Raw genomic sequence first — 21,031 nt, 5'->3', positions numbered from 1 at the left:
CATGCCGCGCTTTCTCGCTCCGCTGCTGTTGCTGTGCCTGACCTTCAACGCCCACGCCGACAGTTACATCACCCGCCTGCTGAACAAACCGGTGCCGGGCGGCGTGGCTGTCATTGATCTGGGCAGCGCCGCGCAAGCGCCGAAAGCCACGTATCAGGGCAAACCGGTGCTGGTGGTCAGGGAACAGAACAACTGGCTGGCGATTGTCGGCATTGCGCTGACCGTCAAACCCGGCGTTCAGCAGATCAGCAGTGGCAACCGCAACCTCAACTTCAGCGTCGGCAACAAGAAGTACCCGGAACAGCACATCACCCTGAAGAACACCCAGCAGGTCAATCCGAACCCGGCCAACCTCAAGCGCATCGAGGGCGAACTGGCCGAGCAGATCAAGGCCTACCGCAGCTTCAGCCCGAACACACCGAGCAACCTGTTGCTGGACAAGCCGGTCAACGGGCCGCTGTCGAGCAAGTTCGGCGTGCGCCGCTTCTTCAACGGTGAAGAGCGCAATCCGCACGCAGGTCTGGACTTCGCGGTACCGGCGGGCACGCCGATCAAGACCCCGGCGGCAGGCAAGGTGATCCTGATCGGCAATTACTTCTTCAATGGCAACACCGTGTTCGTCGATCACGGCCAGGGGTTCATCAGCATGTTCTGCCATATGTCGAAGATTGATGTGCAGAACGGCCAGCAACTGGCGCGGGGCGCGGTGGTGGGCAAGGTGGGGGCCACAGGTCGGGCGACCGGGCCGCACATGCACTGGAACATCAGTCTGAACGATGCGCGGGTCGATCCAGCGATTTTCATTGGTGCATTCCAGCCTTGATTTCAGGCTGAAGACTCTCCGGCAGGGATTGCGCACGACGAATGCTCCGCGCAATCCCCGCCAACAATTACCGCCACATCAAGAATAAAATCTCGGAAAAACCCGCTTTCCGGGTATTCCTCTCAATTTTTTTCGACTGCTTGCCATCCTCATCCCCCGCGGTTAGGGTTGAAGGCATGAAAACCTCTCACACCCTCATTCAGCTTCGCCAGCACCGCAGCCTGTGCCTCGTCAGCGCACGACTGCCGGGCTGAATCGCTGCGCCTCGTCCCACGCTTTTCCAAGAACGTTCGTTCCACCGGCAGGCCGCCTCTTTTCGGCCCAGACAATAAGGAATTTCCCGATGAGCATGCTCAAAGACCCGTCTTCGAAATACCGCGCGTTTCCTGTGATCAACCTGCCGGATCGTACCTGGCCGTCGAAAACCATCGATGCCGCGCCGATCTGGTGCAGCTCCGACCTGCGTGATGGCAACCAGTCGCTGATCGAGCCGATGGATGCGGTGAAAAAGCTGCGTTTCTGGAAAACCCTGGTGCAGGTGGGCGTGAAGGAAATCGAGGCGTCGTTCCCGGCCGCTTCGCAAACCGACTTCGACTTCGTGCGCACCTTGATCGAAGACGGCCACATTCCGGACGACACCACCATCCAGGTGCTGACTCAAGGCCGTGAAGACCTGATCGAGCGCACCTTCGAATCCCTGCGCGGGGCGAAGAAAGCCATCGTTCACCTGTATAACGCCACCTCCCCTTCTTTCCGTCGCATCGTGTTCAACCAGGACAAGGACGGGATCAAGGCCATCGCCGTGAACGCCGCCAAGCTGTTCGTCAAATACGCCGCCATGCAGCCGGACACCGAGTGGACCTTCGAATACTCGCCGGAAACCTTCAGCGCCACCGAGCTGGAATTTGCCAAGGAGGTCTGTGACGCGGTGATCGAGGTCTGGAACCCGACGCCTGAGCACAAGATCATCCTCAACCTGCCAGCCACCGTTGAATGCGCGACCCCGAACGTCTACGCCGACCAGATCGAGTGGTTCCACCGCAACATCAACCGCCGTGACAGCGTGATCATCAGCCTGCACACCCACAACGACCGTGGCACCGGCGTGGCCGCCACCGAGTTGGGCCTGATGGCCGGCGCCGACCGCGTCGAAGGCTGCCTGTTCGGCAACGGCGAGCGTACCGGCAACGTCGACCTCGTCACCGTGGCACTGAACATGTACACCCAGGGCCTGGACCCGCAACTGGACTTCTCCGACATCGACGGCGTGCGCAAGGTCGTCGAAGAGTGCAACCAGATCCAGGTTCACCCACGTCACCCGTATGTCGGCGACCTGGTGCACACCGCCTTCTCCGGCTCCCACCAGGACGCGATCCGCAAGGGCTTCGCCCAGCAGAAACCCGATGCCCTGTGGGAAGTGCCGTACCTGCCGATCGACCCGGCCGACATCGGCCGCAGCTACGAGGCGGTGATCCGCGTCAACAGCCAGTCGGGCAAGGGCGGCATCGCCTACCTGCTGGAACAGGAATACGGCATCAGCCTGCCACGTCGCATGCAGATCGAATTCAGCCAGGTCGTGCAGCGTGAAACCGATCGCCTGGGTCTGGAGATGACGGCCCAGCAAATCCACGCGCTGTTGCACAGCGAATACCTGCAAGCCAACACCCCGTACGCGCTGGTCAGCCATCGCCTGCAGGAAGAAAACGGCAACAGCGCCGTCGAAGTGGAAGTGGCGAGCAAGGGTCAGGGCGAAACCAACCTGCACTGGCGCGGCAAGGGCAACGGCGCGCTGGAAGCGCTGGTGGCCGGTCTGCCGATTCCGGTGGAGATCATGGACTACAACGAACACGCCATCGGCGCGGGCACCAACGCCAAGGCGGCGGCCTACATCGAACTGCGTGTGAATGGCGAACGTGCAGTACACGGCGTGGGCATCGATGAAAACATCACCACCGCCAGCTTCAAGGCCCTGTTCAGTGCGCTGAACCGCTCGCTGAGCCAGCCGGAAGCGAAAGCGGCGTAACTACCGCTGCAACGCAAAAGGCCCCGGGGTTTGCACCCCGGGGCCTTTTTCGTTCTGATCGCGATGATCGTTCCCACGCTCTGCGCGGGAATGCCTCAAGGGACGCAGAGCGTCACGAACTGCATTCCCACGCGGAGCGTGGGAACGATCCAGGTGACTTGGGTTATCAGGTGAACTCGAAGGTATCGGCATCCAGATTCGCCGGAAAGCGCTCGCGGTAAGCGGCAAGCGAAGCCGCTTCCAGAACCACCTTGAACACCCCGTCAGCCTCCCCCGCCGCCAGCAACGTCTCGCCCTGGAAATCCAGCACCTGACTGTCTCCGGTATACGCGAAACCCTTGCCATCGGTGCCAACCCGGTTGACCGCCGCCACATAGCACAGGTTTTCAATGGCCCGGGCCGGCAGCAACCGGTTCCAGTGCTGACGCCGTGCACCCGGCCAGTTGGCGGTGTACAGCAGCAGGTCGGTGTCCTGAGCATCGCGGCTCCACACCGGGAAGCGCAAGTCGTAGCAAATCAGCGGCCGCACCCGCCAGCCCTTGAGTTCGAACTGCACCTGGCGCTCGCCGGGCGTGTAGTGATTGTGCTCGCCGGCCATGCGGAACAGGTGGCGCTTGTCGTAATGCAGCACTTCGCCGTCCGGTCGTGCCCACAGCAAGCGGTTGCGATGGCTGCCGTCGGCGGTCTGGATAATCACGCTGCCCGTAACAACGGCGTTCAGCTTCGCCGCCTGGGCCCTGAGCCATTTGCTGGTCGGGCCGTTTTCGGCTTCGGCCAGGGTTTCGGACTCCATGGAGAACCCGGTGGTGAACATTTCCGGCAGGATAATCAGATCGGCACCGCGCGCCTGCTCCAGCAACGCGTCGAAATGCTCGAGATTGGCCCGACGGTCATGCCAGGTCAGGCTGGTCTGGATCAGCGCCAGGTTGAGATCAGGCAACGCACTCAGATCACGCATAGTTTGGTCGCCGCTTCCCGCAGCGTCTCCTCACGTTTGGCAAAGCACAGGCGCACCAGACGCTGGCCTTCAGGTGGATCCTGGTAGAACACCGACACCGGAATACTCGCCACGCCATGCTCGCGAGTCATCCACATCGCCATCTCGACATCGTTCAGATCTGGGCGTATCTGCGAGTAATCGACCAGTTGGAAATAGGTGCCGGTGACCCGGGTGAAGCTGAATCGCGACGGCGCCAGCAGATCACAGAACAGATCGCGCTTGGCCTGATAGAAACCCGGCAGCTCTTCGATGTGTTCCGGGTGCTCGGCCATGTAATCGGCCAGGGCGTACTGCAACGGTGTCACGCCACAGAAACTGACGTACTGGTGCACTTTACGCAGCTCCGCCGTCAGGGCCGGCGGTGCCACGACGTAGCCGGTTTTCCAGCCGGTGACGTGATAGGTCTTGCCAAACGAGCTGACTACGAAGGCGCGCTGATACAGCTCTTCATGGGCCAGTACGCTGACATGCGGCACGCCGTCGAACACAAGGTGTTCGTAGACTTCGTCGCTGATCACGTAGATGTCGCGGTCGCGGATCAACGCCGCCAGTTGATCCAGCTCGGCACGACTGATCAGCGCACCGCTCGGGTTGTGCGGGGTGTTGAGGATAATCATCCGCGTGCGTGGGCTCAGGGCTGCGCTGAGCTTTTCGAAGTCGATGGAGAAATCCTTCAGCCCAAGCTGCACATGCACGCAGCGCCCACCGGCCAGTTCCACCGATGGCTCGTAGCTGTCGTAGGCCGGGTCGAACACGATGACTTCGTCGCCGCTGTGGATAACCGCCTGGATCGCACAGAAAATCGCTTGGGTCGCGCCAGGGGTCACGGTCACTTCATTGTCGGCATCGACGTTGACGCCATAACTGCGGGCGATCTTCGCCGCGATCTGCTGACGCAGCGTCGGCAGGCCGGTCATGGGCGAATACTGGTTGTGACCGCTGGCGATGTGTCGACCGACCGCGTCGCGCAGTGCCTGCGGGCCGTCGAAATCGGGAAAACCCTGGGAAAGGTTGATCGCTCCGGTCTGCGCCGCGAGCTGAGACATCTGCGTGAAAATAGTGATGCCGACATTCGGCAGCTTGCTGGTGATCATCGGGAGCCCCTTGCAGGTGAGCTGCAAGTTTCAAGCTGCAAGCGACAAGTTTCAAGCATCAATCCATCGCCCACAAAAAAGGGCTCTGAACAGAGCCCTCTTTGCTTCCGCGTTGACTTGAAGCTTGCAGCTGGAAACTCGCAGCGGCTCTTTTTACTTCTTGTCGCGGCGTTTTTTGTCGGCTTTCTTGTGGTGCGACATCAAGCGACGCTTCTTGTTGACCTGACGGTCGGTCAGCGTGTTCTTGTTGCCTTCGTACGGGTTCTCGCCGCCCTTGAACTCGATCCGGATCGGCGTACCGACCAGTTTGAGCACACGGCGGTAAGTGTTTTCCAGATAGCGCACGTACGACTTCGGCACTTTCTCGATCTGGTTGCCGTGGATCACGATGATCGGCGGGTTCGCCCCCCCCAGGTGAGCGTAACGCAGCTTGATGCGGCGGCTGTTGACCATCGGCGGCTGGTGCTCGCTGACCGCGTCTTCGAGAATCTGCGTCAGGCGGCTGGTCGGCCAGCGGGTGACCGCGGACTTGAACGAGTTCTGCACCGAGCCGTAGAGGTTGCCCACGCCCGTGCCGTGCAAAGCCGAGATGAAGTGAATATCGGCGTAGTCGACGAAGAACAGACGACGTTGCAGCTCGACCTTCACGTAGTCGCGCTCGCTCGGGGTCATGCCGTCCCACTTGTTGATCGCGATCACCAGCGCACGCCCCGCCTCGATGGCAAAGCCCAGCAGGTTGAGGTCGTGATCGACCACGCCTTCGCGGGCGTCCATCACGAAGATCACCACGTTGGCGTCTTTGATCGCCTGCAGGGTTTTGACCACGGAGAATTTTTCGACTTCTTCGTGGATCTTGCCGCGCTTGCGCACACCGGCGGTGTCGATCAGCGTGTACTTCTCGTCGTTACGCTCGAACGGGATGTAGATACTGTCGCGGGTGGTGCCGGGCTGGTCGTAGACGATTACCCGATCTTCACCGAGCATGCGGTTGACCAGGGTCGACTTGCCGACGTTCGGACGGCCGATGATGGCAATCTTGATTCCGTCTTTTTCGCTCGGGCCAGGAATGCGCTTGGCTTCCTCGCCTTCGGCGACCACTTCTTCCTCTTCACCTTCCGCCGGCTCGTCATCATCACGCGGGAAGTCGCTCAGGGCAGCTTCCAGCAGTTGAGTGATGCCGCGACCGTGGGCGCCGGCGATCGGGATCGCGTGGCCCATGCCCAGCGGGGCGAATTCGGCGCGGGCCATTTCCGGGTCGATGTTGTCGACCTTGTTGGCCACCACGTGGGAACGCTTGTTACGTTTGCGCAAGTGTTCGGCGATCATCTGGTCGGCGGCAGTGAAACCGGCCTTGGCATCTACCAGGAACAGAACGACATCCGCTTCTTCGATGGCCAGCAGCGACTGCTCGGCCATTTTTTCGTCCATACCATGCTCGTCACCGGAGATACCGCCGGTGTCGATCAGAATGTAGGAACGCCCTTGCCACTTGGCCTCACCGTACTGGCGATCACGGGTCAGACCGGACAAGTCGCCGACAATGGCGTCGCGAGTCCTGGTCAGGCGGTTGAACAAGGTGGACTTGCCGACGTTCGGTCGGCCCACCAGGGCGATTACGGGAACCATGCGGCTCTCCACTTCGTTATTTCAGAAAATACAAAAGCCGCTGCGAGGCAGCGGCTGGTGCTCGGGGCAACACCCGTGGGTGCTGCAAACCTTGCAGAAGCAAGGCCGCCTGGGGAGTTAACCCCAAGCATAGTTGTTACTTGATGGTCAGGGCTTCCAGTTTGCCGCTGTTGCCATACACATAAATCGTGTCACCCACCACCAGCGGACGGGCACGCAGGCCGTCGCTGTCGATGCGCTCGCGGCCGACGAATCGACCGTCCACCTGACTCAGCAGGTGCAGGTAACCTTCCATGTCACCGACTGCAACGTAGCTGGAGAACACTTCCGGCGCCGACAGTTGACGACGGGCCAGCGAGTCGTTGCTCCACAGGGCGGTGGTGGAACGCTCGTCGACGCCTTCAACGGTACCCGACGACAGGCTTACGTAGACGTTGCCGAAACCCTGGGCAACACCGGCGTAGCTCGACGCGTCGCGCTGCCAGAGTTGACGGCCGCTTTCCAGATCCAGTGCCGCAACGCGACCCTGATAGCTGGCAACGTACAGGGTACCGCCGGACAGCAGCAGACCGCCGTCGATGTCGACCACGCGCTCCAGTTCCGAACGACCTTGTGGGATCGCGATCCGCTGTTCCCAGACCGGCACGCCGTTGGAAATGTCCAGGGCGACCACTTTACCGGTCGACAGGCCAGCCACCGCGAGGCGGTTGGTGACGATCGGTGCGCTGGTGCCGCGCAGGGTCAGTACGGCCGGCGTGCTGTCATACACCCAACGCTGATTGCCGGTGGACGCGTCCAGACCGATCAGGCGATCGTCCTGGGTCTGAACCACCACCACGTCACCGTTGTTGGCCGGTGGCGCAAGAACTTCGCTGTTGACGCGCGAGCGCCACTTCTCTTCACCGTTGATGGCGTCGAGGGCAACGACTTCACCGTGCAGGGTACCGACCATGACCAGACCGTAACCCACGCCAACGGCGCCGGACACAGGCAGTTCGAGGTCTTTCTTCCATTTCACGTCGCCGTTGCTGCGATCCAGGCCCATCACGATACCGGTCACGTCGGCCGCGTAGATGGTGTCACCGTCGATCGCCGGCACCAGCATGTTGTAGGTTTCGCCCTGACCGTCACCGATCGAGCGGCTCCACTGCTTGTGCAGGACCACTTCTTCCTTGAAGTCGGTCAGCTCGGCCGGTGGCAGTTCTTTTTTGCTGTTGCTGCTGCAACCCGCGGCCAGAATGGCCAGAGCCAGCAATGCTGCATGCTTCCAACGGATCACGTCACGCATCCCCTTTGGCCAGGTCGTCCAGCTTGATTTGAAGGCCACCGACCGCCGCTTCATCCGACAGTGCCGCCTTGGCTTTTTGATACGCCGCGTTCGCTTCGTCGGTACGGCCCAGCTGCACCAGCAGGTCGCCCTTGAGTTCTTCGCGAGTGGCCAGGAACGACTTGTCGGCATCGCCTTCGAGCAGTTTCAGGGCTTCATCGGCCTTGTTCTGTGCGCCCAATACCTGCGCCAGACGCTGACGGGCGATTTCGCCCAGCGCCGGGTTGGCCGGTTTGGCCACGATGGCCTTGAGTTCGGTCGCCGCGTCGTCCAGCTTGCCGCTGTCGACCGCGACCTTGGCCACGAACAGGCTGCCGTACTGCGCGTACGCAGAACCGCCGAATTCGCTGTTGAGCTTGCCGGCCAGATCCGCAACGCGCGCGGCGTCAGGCTTGCCGTCCGGGGTCAGCGTGGTTTCCAGCAATTGCTGATAGAGCACCGAGGCGCCTTGCGACTGGTTGCTCTGATACTTGTGATAAGCCTGCCAGCCGAACACGATGACCAGCGCCAACAGGCCGCCGGTGACCAGAGGTTTGCCGTTGCGTGTCCACCAGTCCTTCAAATCCGCCAACTGTTCGTCTTCGGTACTCGACACCCCAATACTCCTTAATCGCTAAATCGGCTGTTTGGACAGCTTCAACCCTGCACGACGCAGGTGGCCAGGTGTGCAGCGAGGGCATCCCAGGCAATGCTTTGTTGTTCGCCCTGGCCACGCAGGGGTTTGAAACCTACCACTTGCTGGGCCATTTCGTCGTCACCGAGGATCAGTGCGTACAACGCACCGCTCTTGTCGGCTTTCTTGAACTGGCTCTTGAAGCTGCCGGCGCCGGCATTGACTTGCAGGCGCAGGTTGGGCAGTTGGTCGCGTACCCGCTCGGCCAGGGCCAGACCGGCCAGCTCCGCTTCTTCACCGAAGGCGCAGAGATAGACGTCGACCTGACGAGAGATTTCTTCCGGGATCTGCTCCAGGGTTTCCAGCAGCAGCACCAGACGCTCGATGCCCATGGCGAAACCGACGCCCGGGGTCGGCTTGCCGCCCATCTGCTCGACCAGACCGTCATAGCGCCCACCCGCGCAGACGGTACCCTGGGCGCCGAGCTTGTCGGTGACCCATTCGAATACGGTTTTGCTGTAGTAATCCAGACCACGCACCAGCTTCGGGTTGAGCACGTAAGGAATGCCGACGGCATCCAGACGGGCCTTCAGGCCCTCGAAGTGGGCACGGGATTCGTCATCCAGGTAGTCGGCCATTTTCGGCGCATCGACCAGCACGGCCTGGGTGTCGGCATTTTTGGTGTCGAGCACACGCAGCGGGTTGGTTTTCAGGCGACGCTGGCTGTCTTCGTCCAGTTTGTCGTGGTGCGCCGAGAGGTACTCGACCAGCGCCTCACGATAACGGGCGCGGGACTCGCTGGTGCCGAGGCTGTTGAGCTCAAGCTTGACCGCATCACGGATGCCCAGCTCGCCCCACAGGCGCCAGGTCAGCACGATCAGTTCGGCGTCGATGTCCGGACCGTCGAGGTTGAACACTTCCAGACCGATCTGGTGGAACTGACGATAACGGCCTTTCTGCGGACGCTCGTGACGGAACATCGGGCCGATGTACCAAAGCTTCTGCACCTGACCACCGCCGGTGATGCCGTGCTCGAGCACTGCACGCACGCACGCGGCCGTGCCCTCCGGACGCAGGGTCAGGGAGTCGCCGTTGCGGTCGTCGAAGGTGTACATCTCTTTTTCGACGATGTCGGTCACTTCACCGATCGAGCGTTTGAACAGCTCGGTGAACTCGACGATCGGCATGCGGATCTGCTTGTAACCGTAGTTGTCCAGCAGACGCGAAACGGTGCCTTCGAAATAGCGCCATACCGGCGTCTGTTCCGGCAGGATGTCGTTCATGCCACGAATGGCTTGCAGAGACTTGCTCACAGAAATTCCTTAATTCGTTCGATCAGCCGCGCGCGATAACCGCTGCGTCAGCTTCGACCTTCTCGGCCGCTTTCTCGCGGATCAGCTTTTCCAGCTCGTCCACCAGATTGTCATTCGTCAGCTTCTGCGACGGCTTGCCGTCGATGTAAATCAGGTTCGGCGTACCGCCGGTCAAGCCGATATGGGCTTCCTTGGCTTCGCCGGGGCCGTTGACCACACAACCGATCACCGCGACATCCAGCGGTACCAGCAGGTCTTCAAGGCGCCCTTCCAGCTCGTTCATGGTCTTGACCACATCGAAGTTCTGCCGCGAGCAGCTCGGGCAGGCGATGAAGTTGATGCCACGGGAACGCAGATGCAAAGACTTGAGAATGTCGTAACCGACCTTCACTTCCTCGACCGGGTCGGCCGCCAGCGAGATGCGGATAGTATCGCCAATCCCCTCGGCGAGCAGCATACCTAGGCCCACGGCGGATTTCACTGTACCGGAGCGCAATCCACCGGCTTCGGTGATGCCCAGGTGCAGCGGCTGAACGATTTCCTTGGCCAGCAGACGGTAGGCTTCGACGGCCATGAACACGTCAGAAGCCTTCACGCTGACCTTGAAGTCCTGGAAATTCAGGCGTTCGAGGTGCTCGACGTGGCGCAGGGCGGACTCGACCAGCGCGGCCGGGGTCGGCTCGCCGTATTTCTTCTGCAGGTCCTTTTCCAGGGAACCGGCGTTGACGCCGATGCGGATCGGGATCCCGCGGTCACGGGCGGCATCGACCACCGCACGCACGCGGTCTTCGCGACCGATGTTGCCCGGGTTGATGCGCAGGCAGTCCACACCCAGTTCGGCCACGCGCAAAGCGATCTTGTAGTCGAAGTGGATGTCGGCAACCAATGGCACCTTGACCAGTTGCTTGATCTTGCCGAACGCCTCGGCGGCGTCCATGTCCGGCACCGAAACGCGGACGATGTCGACGCCGGCGGCTTCCAGACGATTGATCTGCGCGACGGTGGCAGCGACGTCATTGGTGTCGCTGTTGGTCATGCTCTGCACAGCGATAGGGGCATCGCCGCCCACGGGCACGTTACCGACCCAGATCTTGCGCGATTCGCGACGTTTGATTGGAGATTCGCCGTGCATGACTTATTGACCCAACTTCAGGCGAGCAGTCTCGCCACTGGTGAACGGAGCGACATCGACCGGCTGGCCGTTGTAGCTGACCTGCGCGCCACGGGCAACGCCCAGACGCACGGCAAACGGTGGTTTGCCGACGACAGACAGGCTGTCGCCCTTGCGCTTGAGGCCGCTGTAAAGAACCTTGCCGCTGCCATCGGTCACCTGCGTCCAGCAATCGGCGATGAACTGCACCTGAACCTGGCCTTGACCTGCAGCCGGAGCAACTGGCGCTGTCGGCGCGGGCGCAGCGACGGCCGGGGTTGCCGGGGCAGTGACGGTCGGTGCAGGCGCAGCCGGAGCGGCAGGCGCCGGATTCGCAGGAGCAGCAACCACAGGCGCTGGCGTATGAGCCGGTGCAGCCGGAGTAGCGGCTGGCGCAGCAGGCGCCGGAGCAACCGGTGCGGTCGCTGGAGCTGCGGCTGCGGCCTCGGTCTCGGCACCGGTCGATTCAGCCGTGGTTTCCGATTGAGGCAGCGCCAGAGCCGTCGAGCCCTCGGCTTCGCCTTCCGCGACGGCCTGATCTTCAGGCTCGTCCAGCGGATGAATCTGGGTCGTGCCGTCGGCGCCTTCGACTTCGACGTGCTCCGGCGCCAGGCCGATCAGGTCCCTGGTACGCTGCGAGGTCTGATCCTGCCACCAGACGAAACCACCGCCAATCACCGCAATCAGCAGCAACAGGCTGACGATACGCAAAATGGTGTGGGAAACCCGTACCGGCTCTTCGATACGACCCAGGGCGTGGACATTGCTGCCTTGGGAATCGGTGCCCGTGGACTGGTCGAATTGCTGGACCAGAACGGTCTGGTCCATACCGAGCAGTTTGGCGTAGGCGCGAATGTAGCCGCGAGCAAAGGTATGCCCGGGCAACTTGTCGAACGCGCCGGCTTCAAGGTTGCTCAGGGAGGCCACAGTGAGGTTGAGCTTGAGGGCCACTTCGGCCAGCGACCAGCCATTGCTTTCGCGGGCCTGGCGCAGGGTCTCACCGGGGTTAACGCGATTCGCTGCTACAACTTCGGGATGCGCCGCTTTCATCATTGCTCCGACAGGTATTGCTGATATTCCGGCGTACCGGGATAGAGTCGTTTTAATTGCAGGCCGGCACTGGCGGCCTTGTCGCGATCTTCAAATACTTTTGCCAACCGAACGGCGAGCAACAGACTACGTGCATTTTGCTCGGAGAGCTGGCTGAAACGATCGTAATAGTCACGCGCGGGCACATAATGCCTGTCTTCGAATGACAACTCAGCCATTTCCAGCAATGCCCGCGGTTGCTGACGGTTCAAACGCAACGCTTTTTCCAGCTGCTGTTGCGCCAGATCACGCTGCCCGAGCTTGGCCGCCGTCATGCCGAGGTTCTCGAACACCCGCGAACGCTCAGGATACAGGGTATCGGCGGCCGCCTGTTCAAAACGCTCGTAGGCTTCCTTGTAACGCTGTTCTTCGTAGAGAAAACTGCCGTAATTGTTGAGGATGCGCGCATCGGCGGGACGGGAGGACAAAGCCTTGCGGAAGTGTTCGTCAGCCAGTTCTGGTTCCATTTCGGCCTGAAAAACCAGCCCCAGCGCGGCATTGGCGTCGGGATCCGAGCCGTCCAGCTCCAGGGCTTTCTTCAGTGGAACCTTGGCCCGCTCGCTCATACCCTGCTGCAAGTATCCCAGCCCCAGCTGCACGTAGGCAGCCCGCGCTTCGTCACGGCCCTTGCTGGTCTTCATCGGGTTGTAGTCACCCGACAGGACACAACCAGCACACAGGCTGGCCAACAGCAACAGCAGCGCAAAGCGCAGGGACATAGAGATCCTCTCTTAGTTAGTGTTCGCGGCGTTCTGTGCCAGATCGCTGTCGGCGCTCAATTCGCGCACGGCGATGTAACGTTCGCTGCGACGGGTGCGATCCAGCACCTGCCCTACCAATTGACCACAAGCCGCATCAATGTCTTCACCGCGAGTGGTGCGCACGGTGACGTTGAAACCGGCCTGGTGAAGCTGATCCTGGAACCGGCGGATAGCGTTGTTGCTCGGCCGCTCGTACCCGGAATGCGGGAACGGGTTGAACGGAATCAGGTTGATCTTGCACGGAATATCTTTGAGCAGCTCGATCATTTCCACGGCGTGCTCAAGCTTGTCATTGACGTCCTTGAGCAACGTGTACTCGATGGTCAGCACACGTTTTTCGCCAAGGGCGGACATGTAGCGCTGGCACGACTCGAGCAGCATCTTAAGCGGATATTTCTTGTTGATCGGCACCAATTGGTTACGCAATGCGTCATTCGGTGCGTGCAGGGACAACGCCAGGGACACGTCGATGTGCTTGGCCAGCTCATCGATCATCGGCACCACACCCGACGTGGACAGGGTCACGCGGCGCTTGGAGATCCCGTAGCCCAGGTCATCCATCATCAGATGCATGGCGGCCACGACGTTGTCGAAGTTCAGCAGCGGTTCGCCCATGCCCATCATCACCACGTTGGTGATGGCGCGGTCGATGGTAGCCGGAACACTGCCGAAGGATTTGTTGGCAATCCACACCTGGCCGATGACTTCGGCGGCGGTGAGGTTGCTGTTGAAGCCTTGCTTGCCGGTGGAGCAGAAACTGCAGTCCAGGGCACAGCCTGCCTGGGACGAAACGCACAGAGTGCCGCGTTTGCCCTGGGGAATGTAAACGGTCTCGACACAGCTGCCGGACGCCACGCGCACCACCCACTTGCGGGTGCCGTCGCTGGAAATGTCCTCGCTGACCACTTCGGGACCACGGACCTCAGCAACAGCCTTGAGCTTTTCGCGCAAGGCCTTGCTGACGTTCGTCATGGCGTCGAAATCATCGACGCCAAAGTGGTGAATCCATTTCATTACCTGACCGGCACGGAAACGCTTCTCCCCGATTGAGTCGAAGAATTTTTCCATTTCCGGCTGGGTCAGACCCAGCAGGTTGGTTTTAACAGTCGATATCGTCATGGATTCACCTTCACTCTTAAGCCAATGCTTAGCGAGTGGTTACTTCAGTAGCTGCGAAGAAGTAAGCGATTTCGCGGGCAGCAGCGGCTTCGGAGTCCGAACCGTGAACAGCGTTGGCGTCGATCGATTCAGCGAAGTCGGCACGGATGGTGCCTGGAGCCGCTTCTTTAGGGTTGGTAGCGCCCATCAGCTCACGGTTGCGTGCGATGGCGTTTTCGCCTTCCAGAACCTGAACAACAACAGGACCGGAAGTCATGAAGGCAACCAGGTCGCCGAAGAAACCACGAGCACTGTGCTCAGCGTAGAAGCCTTCGGCTTCGGCTTTGGACAGTTGCTTCAGTTTCGAAGCTACAACGCGCAGGCCAGCGTCTTCGAAGCGAGTGGTGATCTTGCCGATCACGTTTTTAGCAACGGCGTCAGGCTTGATGATGGAGAAAGTACGTTGAACAGCCATGGTGTAACTCCAGAAACGGTAATTTGCGAAAAATTAAACCCGCGAATTATACGCGGGTTCTTGGGTATTGCCTAACCTGCGAGGACGATCAGTCTACTTCTTCGATCCAGAGGGCCTGAACCGCTTCCAACACTTTCTCGCCAACCCGGCCAGAGGTGTTGTCAAAGTCGGGAAGTTCCATGATCCATCGCTGCAAGTCGACGAAATTGACAGAAAGCGGATCGACATCCGGCTTGGCTTCGGCCAGCTCTTCTGCAATACGTTGAACATCATTCCAACCGTAGCTCATGACAGTCTTACCAGTCAGTGCGGCGCTTCGGCCGCATGGTTAAGCGAATATTTCGGAATTTCGACGGTGATGTCTTCTTCACCGACGATTGCCTGACACGCCAGGCGCGACTGGGCTTCCAGACCCCAGGCACGATCAAGGAAATCTTCCTCCAACTCGTCGGCTTCTTCCAGCGAGTCGAAACCCTCGCGAATGATGCAGTGACAAGTGGTGCAGGCGCAGACACCACCGCAAGCGCTTTCCATCTCGATGTGGTGTTCGTGAGCCAGTTCGAGGATCGACGTGCCGGGTGCTGCGTCGACAACCATGCCTTCAGGGCAGAACTTCTCGTGGGGCAGAAAAATGACCTGCGGCATCAGATATCCTCGATTTCATTCAGATTGCGCCCGGACAGAGCGGCTTTCACCGTCTGATCCATACGACGGGCGGCAAAAGCATCGGTCACTTGCGACAGACGCTTGGTCTGCTGCTCGATGGCATAACCATCGGTGCCCTTCATCAGTTCGGTCAGTTCCTGCACTTGCAACTCGATGACCATGCGCTCTTCGGCGTCGAGCAAACGCTCGCCATCGGCCTCAAGAGCGCCCTGCACCGCTTCGATCAGGCGCTGGGCATCGACCTGCTGCTCGCGCAAAACGCGGGCGACCTTGTCGTCATTGGCGTGCTGGAACGAATCTTTCAGCATCTTGGCGATTTCGCCGTCGGTCAGGCCATAGGACGGCTTGACTTGAATGCTGGCCTCAACGCCCGAACCCAATTCACGGGCAGAGACGCTGAGCAGACCGTCGGCGTCGACCTGGAAGGTCACGCGAATTTTCGCCGCACCGGCCACCATTGCCGGAATGCCGCGCAATTCGAAGCGAGCCAGGGAGCGGCAATCGCTGATCAGCTCACGCTCACCCTGCAACACATGGATCGCCATGGCCGACTGGCCGTCTTTATAAGTTGTGAAATCCTGAGCGCGGGCGACCGGGATGGTGGTGTTGCGCGGAATCACCTTCTCCATCAGACCGCCCATGGTTTCCAGCCCCAGGGATAGCGGAATCACGTCGAGCAGCAGCAACTCGCCGCCATCGCGCTTGTTGCCAGCCAGGGTATCGGCCTGGATCGCAGCACCGATGGCCACCACTTGATCCGGGTCGATTTCGGTCAGCGGCTGACGGCCGAAGGCTTCGGCGACGGCTTCGCGAACACGCGGAACGCGGGTCGAACCACCGACCATGACCACGGCATGCACGTCTTCCAGCTCGACGCCGGAATCGCGGACGGCGCGGCGGCAGGCTTTCAGGCTGCGGGCAACCATTGGCTCGATCAGTGCATCGAAGGCTTCGCGGGTCAACTGCGCTTTCCAGTCACCGTAGGCGACTTCGACGCTATCAGCATCCGTCAGCGCTTCTTTGGCGGCGCAAGCGGTTTGCAGCAGGCTGCGCTGCGCGCCCGGATCAAGGTCGGCGGACAAACCGGCGCTCTCGATGATCCAGCCGGCAATCGCGTGATCGAAGTCATCGCCGCCCAGCGCACTGTCGCCGCCGGTAGCCAGGACTTCAAAGACACCGCCGGTCAGGCGCAGAATCGAAATATCGAACGTGCCGCCGCCCAGGTCGTAAATGGCGACCAAACCTTCGGCATGCTGATCCAGACCGTATGCCACCGCCGCCGCAGTCGGCTCGTTGAGCAGACGCAATACGTTCAGGCCAGCGAGTTTCGCCGCATCCTTGGTGGCCTGGCGCTGAGCATCGTCGAAATACGCCGGAACGGTGATCACCGCGCCCACCAGCTCACCGCCAAGGGTGGCTTCAGCGCGCTGACGCAACACTTTCAGAATATCGGCGGAGACTTCGACCGGGCTTTTCGGGCCCTGCACGGTGTCGATGAACGGCATGTGCGATTCGCCGCCGACAAAGCGGTACGGCAGCTGATCGCCCAATTGCTTGACGTCGGACAGACCACGCCCCATCAGGCGCTTGACCGACAGCACGGTATTCAGGGGATCGGAGGATGCGGCCAGCTTGGCCGATTCGCCGACTTCGACGCGATCGGCGTGATAGCGCACGGCGGAAGGCAGGATGACCCGCCCCTCGGCATCGGCCAGCGGCTCGGAAAGACCACTGCGCAATGCAGCGACCAGCGAATTGGTAGTGCCCAAGTCGATCCCCACAGCCAGACGACGCTGGTGCGGTTGAGGACTTTGGCCGGGTTCGGCGATCTGCAGTAGGGCCATCGTGATCAGGACTTATCTGTATATCAGGCGTGCGACCGAAGCGGCACTGGGTTAATCGTCGAGGCGCTCTTCTAACTGGCGCACTTCGTAGGTGAGCTTGTCGAGGAACTGCATGCGCCGCATCAGGCGTTCGGCCTGTTCGCGTTGCGCTGCATCATCCCAACAGGCTGCGAAGCTTTCGTTGAGCTCTTCCTGCGCGGTTTTCAGGCGACGCTTGAAAGCCGCGACACCGCCCAGGTCGGCACTGTCCTGCAGGTCTTCGAGTTCTTCGCGCCATTGCATCTGCTGCAGAAGAAACTCGGGATCGTGGACGGTGACTTCCATCGGCACTTCATGCCCGCTGATGGTCAGCAGGTAGCGCGCACGCTGGGCCGGACTCTTGAGTGTCTGGTAGGCATCGTTGAGCCGCGCAGACTGTTCGAGCGCCGACCGCTGCTCGCGCTCGGAAGCATCGGCAAAGCGGTCAGGGTGAACGCCGCGCGCCAGCTCGCGATAACGCGTGGCCAACTGCTCGAGATCCAGACGAAAGCCCGGTTGCAGCTCGAATAAAGCGAAATGACAAGGAGTACCCACGACAAGCCTCAGATGTTGAAGCTTTCGCCGCAGCCACATTCACCGCGTACGTTGGGGTTGTTGAACTTGAAGCCTTCGTTCAACCCTTCCTTGACGAAATCGAGCTCGGTGCCGTCGAGGTAGGCCAGGCTTTTCGGGTCGATGATCACTTTCTCGCCGTGACTTTCGAACACCTGATCTTCTGCAACCACCTCGTCGACAAACTCCAGCACGTAGGCAAGGCCGGAACAGCCTGTGGTGCGAACACCCAGACGAATCCCTTCACCCTTGCCGCGCCCGTCGAGGGAGCGCCGCACGTGTCGAGCAGCCGCTTCTGTCATGCTGATAGCCATCGTTGACTCCTTACTCGTCGCCAAATCTTGAAAGTCAGATCAAGCCTTTCTTCTGCTTGTAATCGCGAACAGCCGCCTTGATGGCGTCTTCAGCGAGAACCGAGCAGTGGATTTTCACTGGCGGCAGGGCCAGTTCTTCGGCCAGCTGAGTGTTCTTGATGGTTTCAGCTTCGTCCAGGGTCTTGCCCTTCATCCACTCGGTAGCGAGGGAACTGGAGGCGATCGCCGAACCGCAGCCGTAGGTCTTGAACTTGGCGTCTTCGATAACGCCCTGATCGTTGACCTTGATCTGCAGACGCATCACGTCACCGCACGCCGGGGCGCCGACCATGCCGGTGCCGACGTCCGGGTCTTCGGCATTCATCTTGCCGACGTTACGCGGATTTTCGTAGTGGTCGATGACCTTTTCGCTGTAAGCCATGATTCTCAATCCTCACTCATCAGGGCCGCTCTTGAGACCCTGCAACTGCGCTGCGTAAACCGCCGCGTCGCTACAGGATCTGTATCCGGCGGCTTCTATATTTAGTGTGCCGCCCACTCGATCTTCGAGATATCGACGCCGTCTTTGTACATGTCCCACAGCGGCGACAGAGCGCGCAGCTTGGTAACGGCCTCGCAGACTTTCTGCGCGGCGTAATCGATTTCTTCTTCGGTGGTGAAGCGACCGAAGGTGAAACGGATCGAACTGTGTGCCAGTTCGTCGTTGCGACCCAGGGCGCGCAGTACGTACGAAGGCTCAAGCGACGCCGAGGTGCAGGCCGAACCGGACGAAACCGCCAGATCCTTGAGCGCCATGATCAGCGACTCGCCTTCAACGTAGTTGAAGCTCAGGTTCAGGTTGTGCGGAACGCGGGCGGTCAGGCTGCCGTTGACGTACAGCTCTTCCAGGTGCTCGACCTGCTTGTAGAAACGGTCGCTCAACGCCTTGATGCGCACGTTTTCGGCAGCCATGTCTTCCTTGGCCACACGGAACGCTTCGCCCATGCCGACGATCTGGTGAGTCGCCAGGGTGCCGGAACGCATGCCGCGCTCGTGACCGCCGCCGTGCATGGTCGCTTCGATGCGCACACGCGGCTTGCGGCTGACGTACAGCGCGCCGATGCCTTTAGGGCCATAGGTCTTGTGAGCGGAGAACGACATCATGTCGACTTTCAGTTTCTGCAGGTCGATTTCGACCTTGCCGGTGGACTGAGCGGCGTCGACGTGGAACAGGATGCCTTTGGAACGGGTCAGCTCGCCGATGGCGGCGATGTCGTTGACGGTGCCGATCTCGTTGTTCACGTGCATTACCGACACCAGGATGGTGTCTTCGCGCAGCGCGGCTTCAATCATGGCCGGGGTGATCAGGCCATCTTCGGTCGGATCGAGGTAGGTGACTTCGAAACCTTCGCGCTCCAGCTGACGCATGGTGTCGAGGACAGCCTTGTGTTCAATCTTGGAGGTGATCAGGTGCTTGCCCTTGGAGGCGTAGAAATGTGCCGCACCCTTGATTGCCAGGTTGTCGGACTCGGTGGCACCGGAGGTCCAGACGATTTCACGCGGGTCGGCGTTGACCAGATCGGCCACCTGACGACGGGCGTTTTCGACGGACTCTTCGGCTTTCCAGCCGAACACGTGGGAACGGGACGCCGGGTTACCGAAGTTTCCGTCGACCAGCAGGCATTCACTCATTTTTTGCGCAACGCGCGGATCGACCGGGGTGGTCGCAGAGTAATCAAGGTAAATCGGCAATTTCATGGACTATCTCCTAAATCAGGCTGGCTGGCGTGCCGCTAGCTCTCTGGCTGTCATTCGACGGCGGACGCTTCAATCTTGTCCAGGCGCGGCGCCTTGCCATTGCAACGACGCTGATCCTGACGCTGGGCCACTTCCTGCACCTCACGGCGAGTTACGAGGTCGGCCAAGCTGATACCGCTGAGAAATTCGTGAATCTGCAGGCTCAGATCGCACCACAGGTGATGGGTCAGGCAGGTGTCACCGGAGTGGCAGTCGCCCTGGCCCTGGCATTTTGTTGCATCGACCGATTCGTTCACCGCATCGATCACCTGAGCCACCTGGATGCCCTGCATGTCGCGGGACAACTGGTAGCCACCGCCCGGACCGCGAACACTGGAAACCAGGTTACTGCGGCGCAGCTTGGCGAAAAGCTGTTCGAGATAGGACAGGGAGATGCCTTGGCGCTCGGAGATATCGGCCAGGGACACCGGCCCGTGTTGCGCGTGCAACGCCAGGTCAAGCATGGCGGTCACGGCGTATCGGCCTTTTGTAGTCAGTCGCATGGACAATTACCACGGAGTTCGGAATGGGCGGGAGTATGCAATTCCCGAGCATTTAAGTCAACTATAAGACCTAGTGCTTTAGTCGGGTTTACCCGCAAAAGAGCGCGCGAATGATAGCAGGGTCTGCGGCCTAATGGCACACCGGTCGGCAGCAGCCCTGCAAGTGCATCAGTGAAGCTTGGATTCGTCCTTGCCCTTGACGCAGGCGAAGTCTTCTTCACGCAGCTCGGGCAGATCTTTCGCACAGTAATTGCTGCCCAGATCCTTCAGTGCGCCACACATTCCTTCCAGCCGCCCGTCCACCGCCTGCAGATGGTCGAGCAACTGGCCGATGGCACGTGCCACCGGGTCGGGCATGTCTTCACTGACGCCATAGGCATCGAAACCGATCTTCTCAGCCATCGCCTTGCGCTTGGCGTCGACCTCGTCATCGGACTTGACGATGATCCGCCCCGGAATCCCCACCACAGTGGCGCCCGGAGGCACTTCCTTGGTGACCACGGCGTTGGAACCGACCTTTGCGCCGGCGCCAACAGTGAACGGTCCGAGCACTTTCGCACCCGCCCCCACCACAACGCCATCGCCCAGCGTCGGGTGACGCTTGCCCTTGTTCCAACTGGTGCCGCCAAGGGTCACGCCCTGATAGATCGTCACGTCATCGCCGATTTCAGCGGTTTCGCCGATCACGATGCCCATGCCGTGGTCGATGAAGAAGCGCCGACCGACCTTGGCGCCCGGATGGATCTCGATCCCGGTCAGCCAGCGACCGAAGTTCGACACCAGCCGCGCCAGCCATTTCAGATCGTTGCGCCAGAGCATGCCGGCCAGTCGATGAATCCAGATTGCATGCATGCCGGGGTAGCAGGTCAGGACTTCAAAAGCGTTACGCGCCGCCGGGTCTCGGTGGAATACGCTCTGGATATCTTCACGCAAACGCTCGAACAT

General features: G+C 60.6%; 22 protein-coding genes. 2 read left to right on the top strand and 20 right to left on the bottom strand.

Going from position 1 to position 21,031, the window contains the following annotated elements; translation table 11 throughout:
- The first annotated feature begins 1 nt into the window (after position 1).
- Together L6D81_RS17640 and leuA are read left to right on the top strand one after the other, a co-directional pair.
- Positions 2-823 (top strand): peptidoglycan DD-metalloendopeptidase family protein, encoded by an 822-nt coding sequence (locus tag L6D81_RS17640; RefSeq protein WP_236181236.1) that lies wholly within the window; start codon positions 2-4, stop codon positions 821-823.
- A 343-nt stretch (positions 824-1,166) separates the two neighbouring features.
- Positions 1,167-2,846 (top strand): 2-isopropylmalate synthase, encoded by a 1,680-nt coding sequence (gene leuA / locus L6D81_RS17635; protein WP_227233463.1) that lies wholly within the window; start codon positions 1,167-1,169, stop codon positions 2,844-2,846.
- Positions 2,847-3,012: 166 nt separating this feature from the next.
- On the opposite strand, the gene L6D81_RS17630 is transcribed toward leuA, so the two are convergent.
- The 20 genes from L6D81_RS17630 to cysE form a co-directional block, all read right to left on the bottom strand.
- A complete protein-coding gene (locus tag L6D81_RS17630; RefSeq protein WP_236181235.1) occupies positions 3,013-3,804 on the bottom strand; it encodes an amidohydrolase in 792 nt (263 codons plus the stop codon).
- Positions 3,792-4,940: a pyridoxal phosphate-dependent aminotransferase gene (locus L6D81_RS17625; protein ID WP_236181234.1), complete on the bottom strand. Its 1,149-nt coding sequence runs from the start codon at positions 4,938-4,940 to the stop codon at positions 3,792-3,794. Before L6D81_RS17625 ends, L6D81_RS17630 begins: the two co-directional genes overlap by 13 nt.
- Before the next feature lie 153 nt (positions 4,941-5,093).
- Positions 5,094-6,566, bottom strand: a complete 1,473-nt coding sequence (der, locus tag L6D81_RS17620; protein WP_236181233.1) for a ribosome biogenesis GTPase Der — start codon at positions 6,564-6,566, stop codon at positions 5,094-5,096.
- A gap of 136 nt (positions 6,567-6,702) precedes the next feature.
- Positions 6,703-7,854 (bottom strand): outer membrane protein assembly factor BamB, encoded by a 1,152-nt coding sequence (bamB, locus tag L6D81_RS17615; RefSeq protein WP_236181232.1) that lies wholly within the window; start codon positions 7,852-7,854, stop codon positions 6,703-6,705.
- A complete protein-coding gene (locus L6D81_RS17610) occupies positions 7,847-8,488 on the bottom strand; it encodes a tetratricopeptide repeat protein (protein ID WP_011335807.1) in 642 nt (213 codons plus the stop codon). Before L6D81_RS17610 ends, bamB begins: the two co-directional genes overlap by 8 nt.
- Before the next feature lie 41 nt (positions 8,489-8,529).
- A complete protein-coding gene (hisS, locus tag L6D81_RS17605) occupies positions 8,530-9,819 on the bottom strand; it encodes a histidine--tRNA ligase (RefSeq protein WP_236181231.1) in 1,290 nt (429 codons plus the stop codon).
- Between the two features lie 22 nt (positions 9,820-9,841).
- Positions 9,842-10,951 carry a flavodoxin-dependent (E)-4-hydroxy-3-methylbut-2-enyl-diphosphate synthase gene (ispG, locus tag L6D81_RS17600; RefSeq protein WP_007956680.1) on the bottom strand — a complete coding sequence of 370 codons (1,110 nt, stop codon included), beginning with the start codon at positions 10,949-10,951 and terminating at the stop codon, positions 9,842-9,844.
- Between the two features lie 3 nt (positions 10,952-10,954).
- On the bottom strand, positions 10,955-12,019 hold the full coding sequence (locus L6D81_RS17595; protein ID WP_236181230.1) for a RodZ domain-containing protein: 1,065 nt from the start codon (positions 12,017-12,019) through the stop codon (positions 10,955-10,957).
- Entirely contained in the window at positions 12,019-12,777 is a 759-nt protein-coding gene (gene pilW, locus L6D81_RS17590) for a type IV pilus biogenesis/stability protein PilW (RefSeq protein ID WP_236181229.1), read from the bottom strand. The genes L6D81_RS17595 and pilW overlap by 1 nt, the downstream gene beginning before the upstream one ends.
- Positions 12,778-12,789: 12 nt before the next feature.
- Entirely contained in the window at positions 12,790-13,938 is a 1,149-nt protein-coding gene (gene rlmN, locus L6D81_RS17585; RefSeq protein ID WP_064383910.1) for a dual-specificity RNA methyltransferase RlmN, read from the bottom strand.
- A 28-nt stretch (positions 13,939-13,966) separates the two neighbouring features.
- Positions 13,967-14,392, bottom strand: coding sequence for a nucleoside-diphosphate kinase (gene ndk / locus L6D81_RS17580; RefSeq protein ID WP_039765715.1), 426 nt, complete (start codon positions 14,390-14,392; stop codon positions 13,967-13,969).
- 88 nt (positions 14,393-14,480) lie between these two features.
- Positions 14,481-14,681, bottom strand: coding sequence for a Fe-S cluster assembly protein IscX (iscX, locus tag L6D81_RS17575; RefSeq protein WP_027619659.1), 201 nt, complete (start codon positions 14,679-14,681; stop codon positions 14,481-14,483).
- A 14-nt stretch (positions 14,682-14,695) separates the two neighbouring features.
- Positions 14,696-15,037: an ISC system 2Fe-2S type ferredoxin gene (gene fdx / locus L6D81_RS17570; RefSeq protein WP_007956685.1), complete on the bottom strand. Its 342-nt coding sequence runs from the start codon at positions 15,035-15,037 to the stop codon at positions 14,696-14,698.
- Positions 15,037-16,902: a Fe-S protein assembly chaperone HscA gene (gene hscA / locus L6D81_RS17565; protein ID WP_074691025.1), complete on the bottom strand. Its 1,866-nt coding sequence runs from the start codon at positions 16,900-16,902 to the stop codon at positions 15,037-15,039. Before hscA ends, fdx begins: the two co-directional genes overlap by 1 nt.
- A gap of 51 nt (positions 16,903-16,953) precedes the next feature.
- Entirely contained in the window at positions 16,954-17,475 is a 522-nt protein-coding gene (gene hscB, locus L6D81_RS17560; RefSeq protein ID WP_236181228.1) for a co-chaperone HscB, read from the bottom strand.
- A gap of 8 nt (positions 17,476-17,483) precedes the next feature.
- Positions 17,484-17,807 carry an iron-sulfur cluster assembly protein IscA gene (gene iscA / locus L6D81_RS17555; RefSeq protein WP_003227904.1) on the bottom strand — a complete coding sequence of 108 codons (324 nt, stop codon included), beginning with the start codon at positions 17,805-17,807 and terminating at the stop codon, positions 17,484-17,486.
- Positions 17,808-17,841: 34 nt separating this feature from the next.
- Positions 17,842-18,228 carry a Fe-S cluster assembly scaffold IscU gene (gene iscU, locus L6D81_RS17550; protein WP_003227907.1) on the bottom strand — a complete coding sequence of 129 codons (387 nt, stop codon included), beginning with the start codon at positions 18,226-18,228 and terminating at the stop codon, positions 17,842-17,844.
- Between the two features lie 101 nt (positions 18,229-18,329).
- Positions 18,330-19,544, bottom strand: a complete 1,215-nt coding sequence (locus tag L6D81_RS17545) for an IscS subfamily cysteine desulfurase (protein ID WP_064599246.1) — start codon at positions 19,542-19,544, stop codon at positions 18,330-18,332.
- A 50-nt stretch (positions 19,545-19,594) separates the two neighbouring features.
- Positions 19,595-20,086 carry a Fe-S cluster assembly transcriptional regulator IscR gene (iscR, locus tag L6D81_RS17540; RefSeq protein WP_007956690.1) on the bottom strand — a complete coding sequence of 164 codons (492 nt, stop codon included), beginning with the start codon at positions 20,084-20,086 and terminating at the stop codon, positions 19,595-19,597.
- Positions 20,087-20,254: 168 nt separating this feature from the next.
- The gene (gene cysE / locus L6D81_RS17535; protein ID WP_085699842.1) at positions 20,255-21,031 is read right to left on the bottom strand and encodes a serine O-acetyltransferase; all 777 of its coding nucleotides are present in this window, start codon (positions 21,029-21,031) and stop codon (positions 20,255-20,257) included.

The organism is Pseudomonas sputi (genome assembly GCF_021603585.1).
Lineage (GTDB): Bacteria > Pseudomonadota > Gammaproteobacteria > Pseudomonadales > Pseudomonadaceae > Aquipseudomonas > Aquipseudomonas sputi.
The sequence above is the reverse complement of the archived record's forward strand: the minus strand, read 5'-3'. Positions and strand labels throughout refer to the sequence as shown.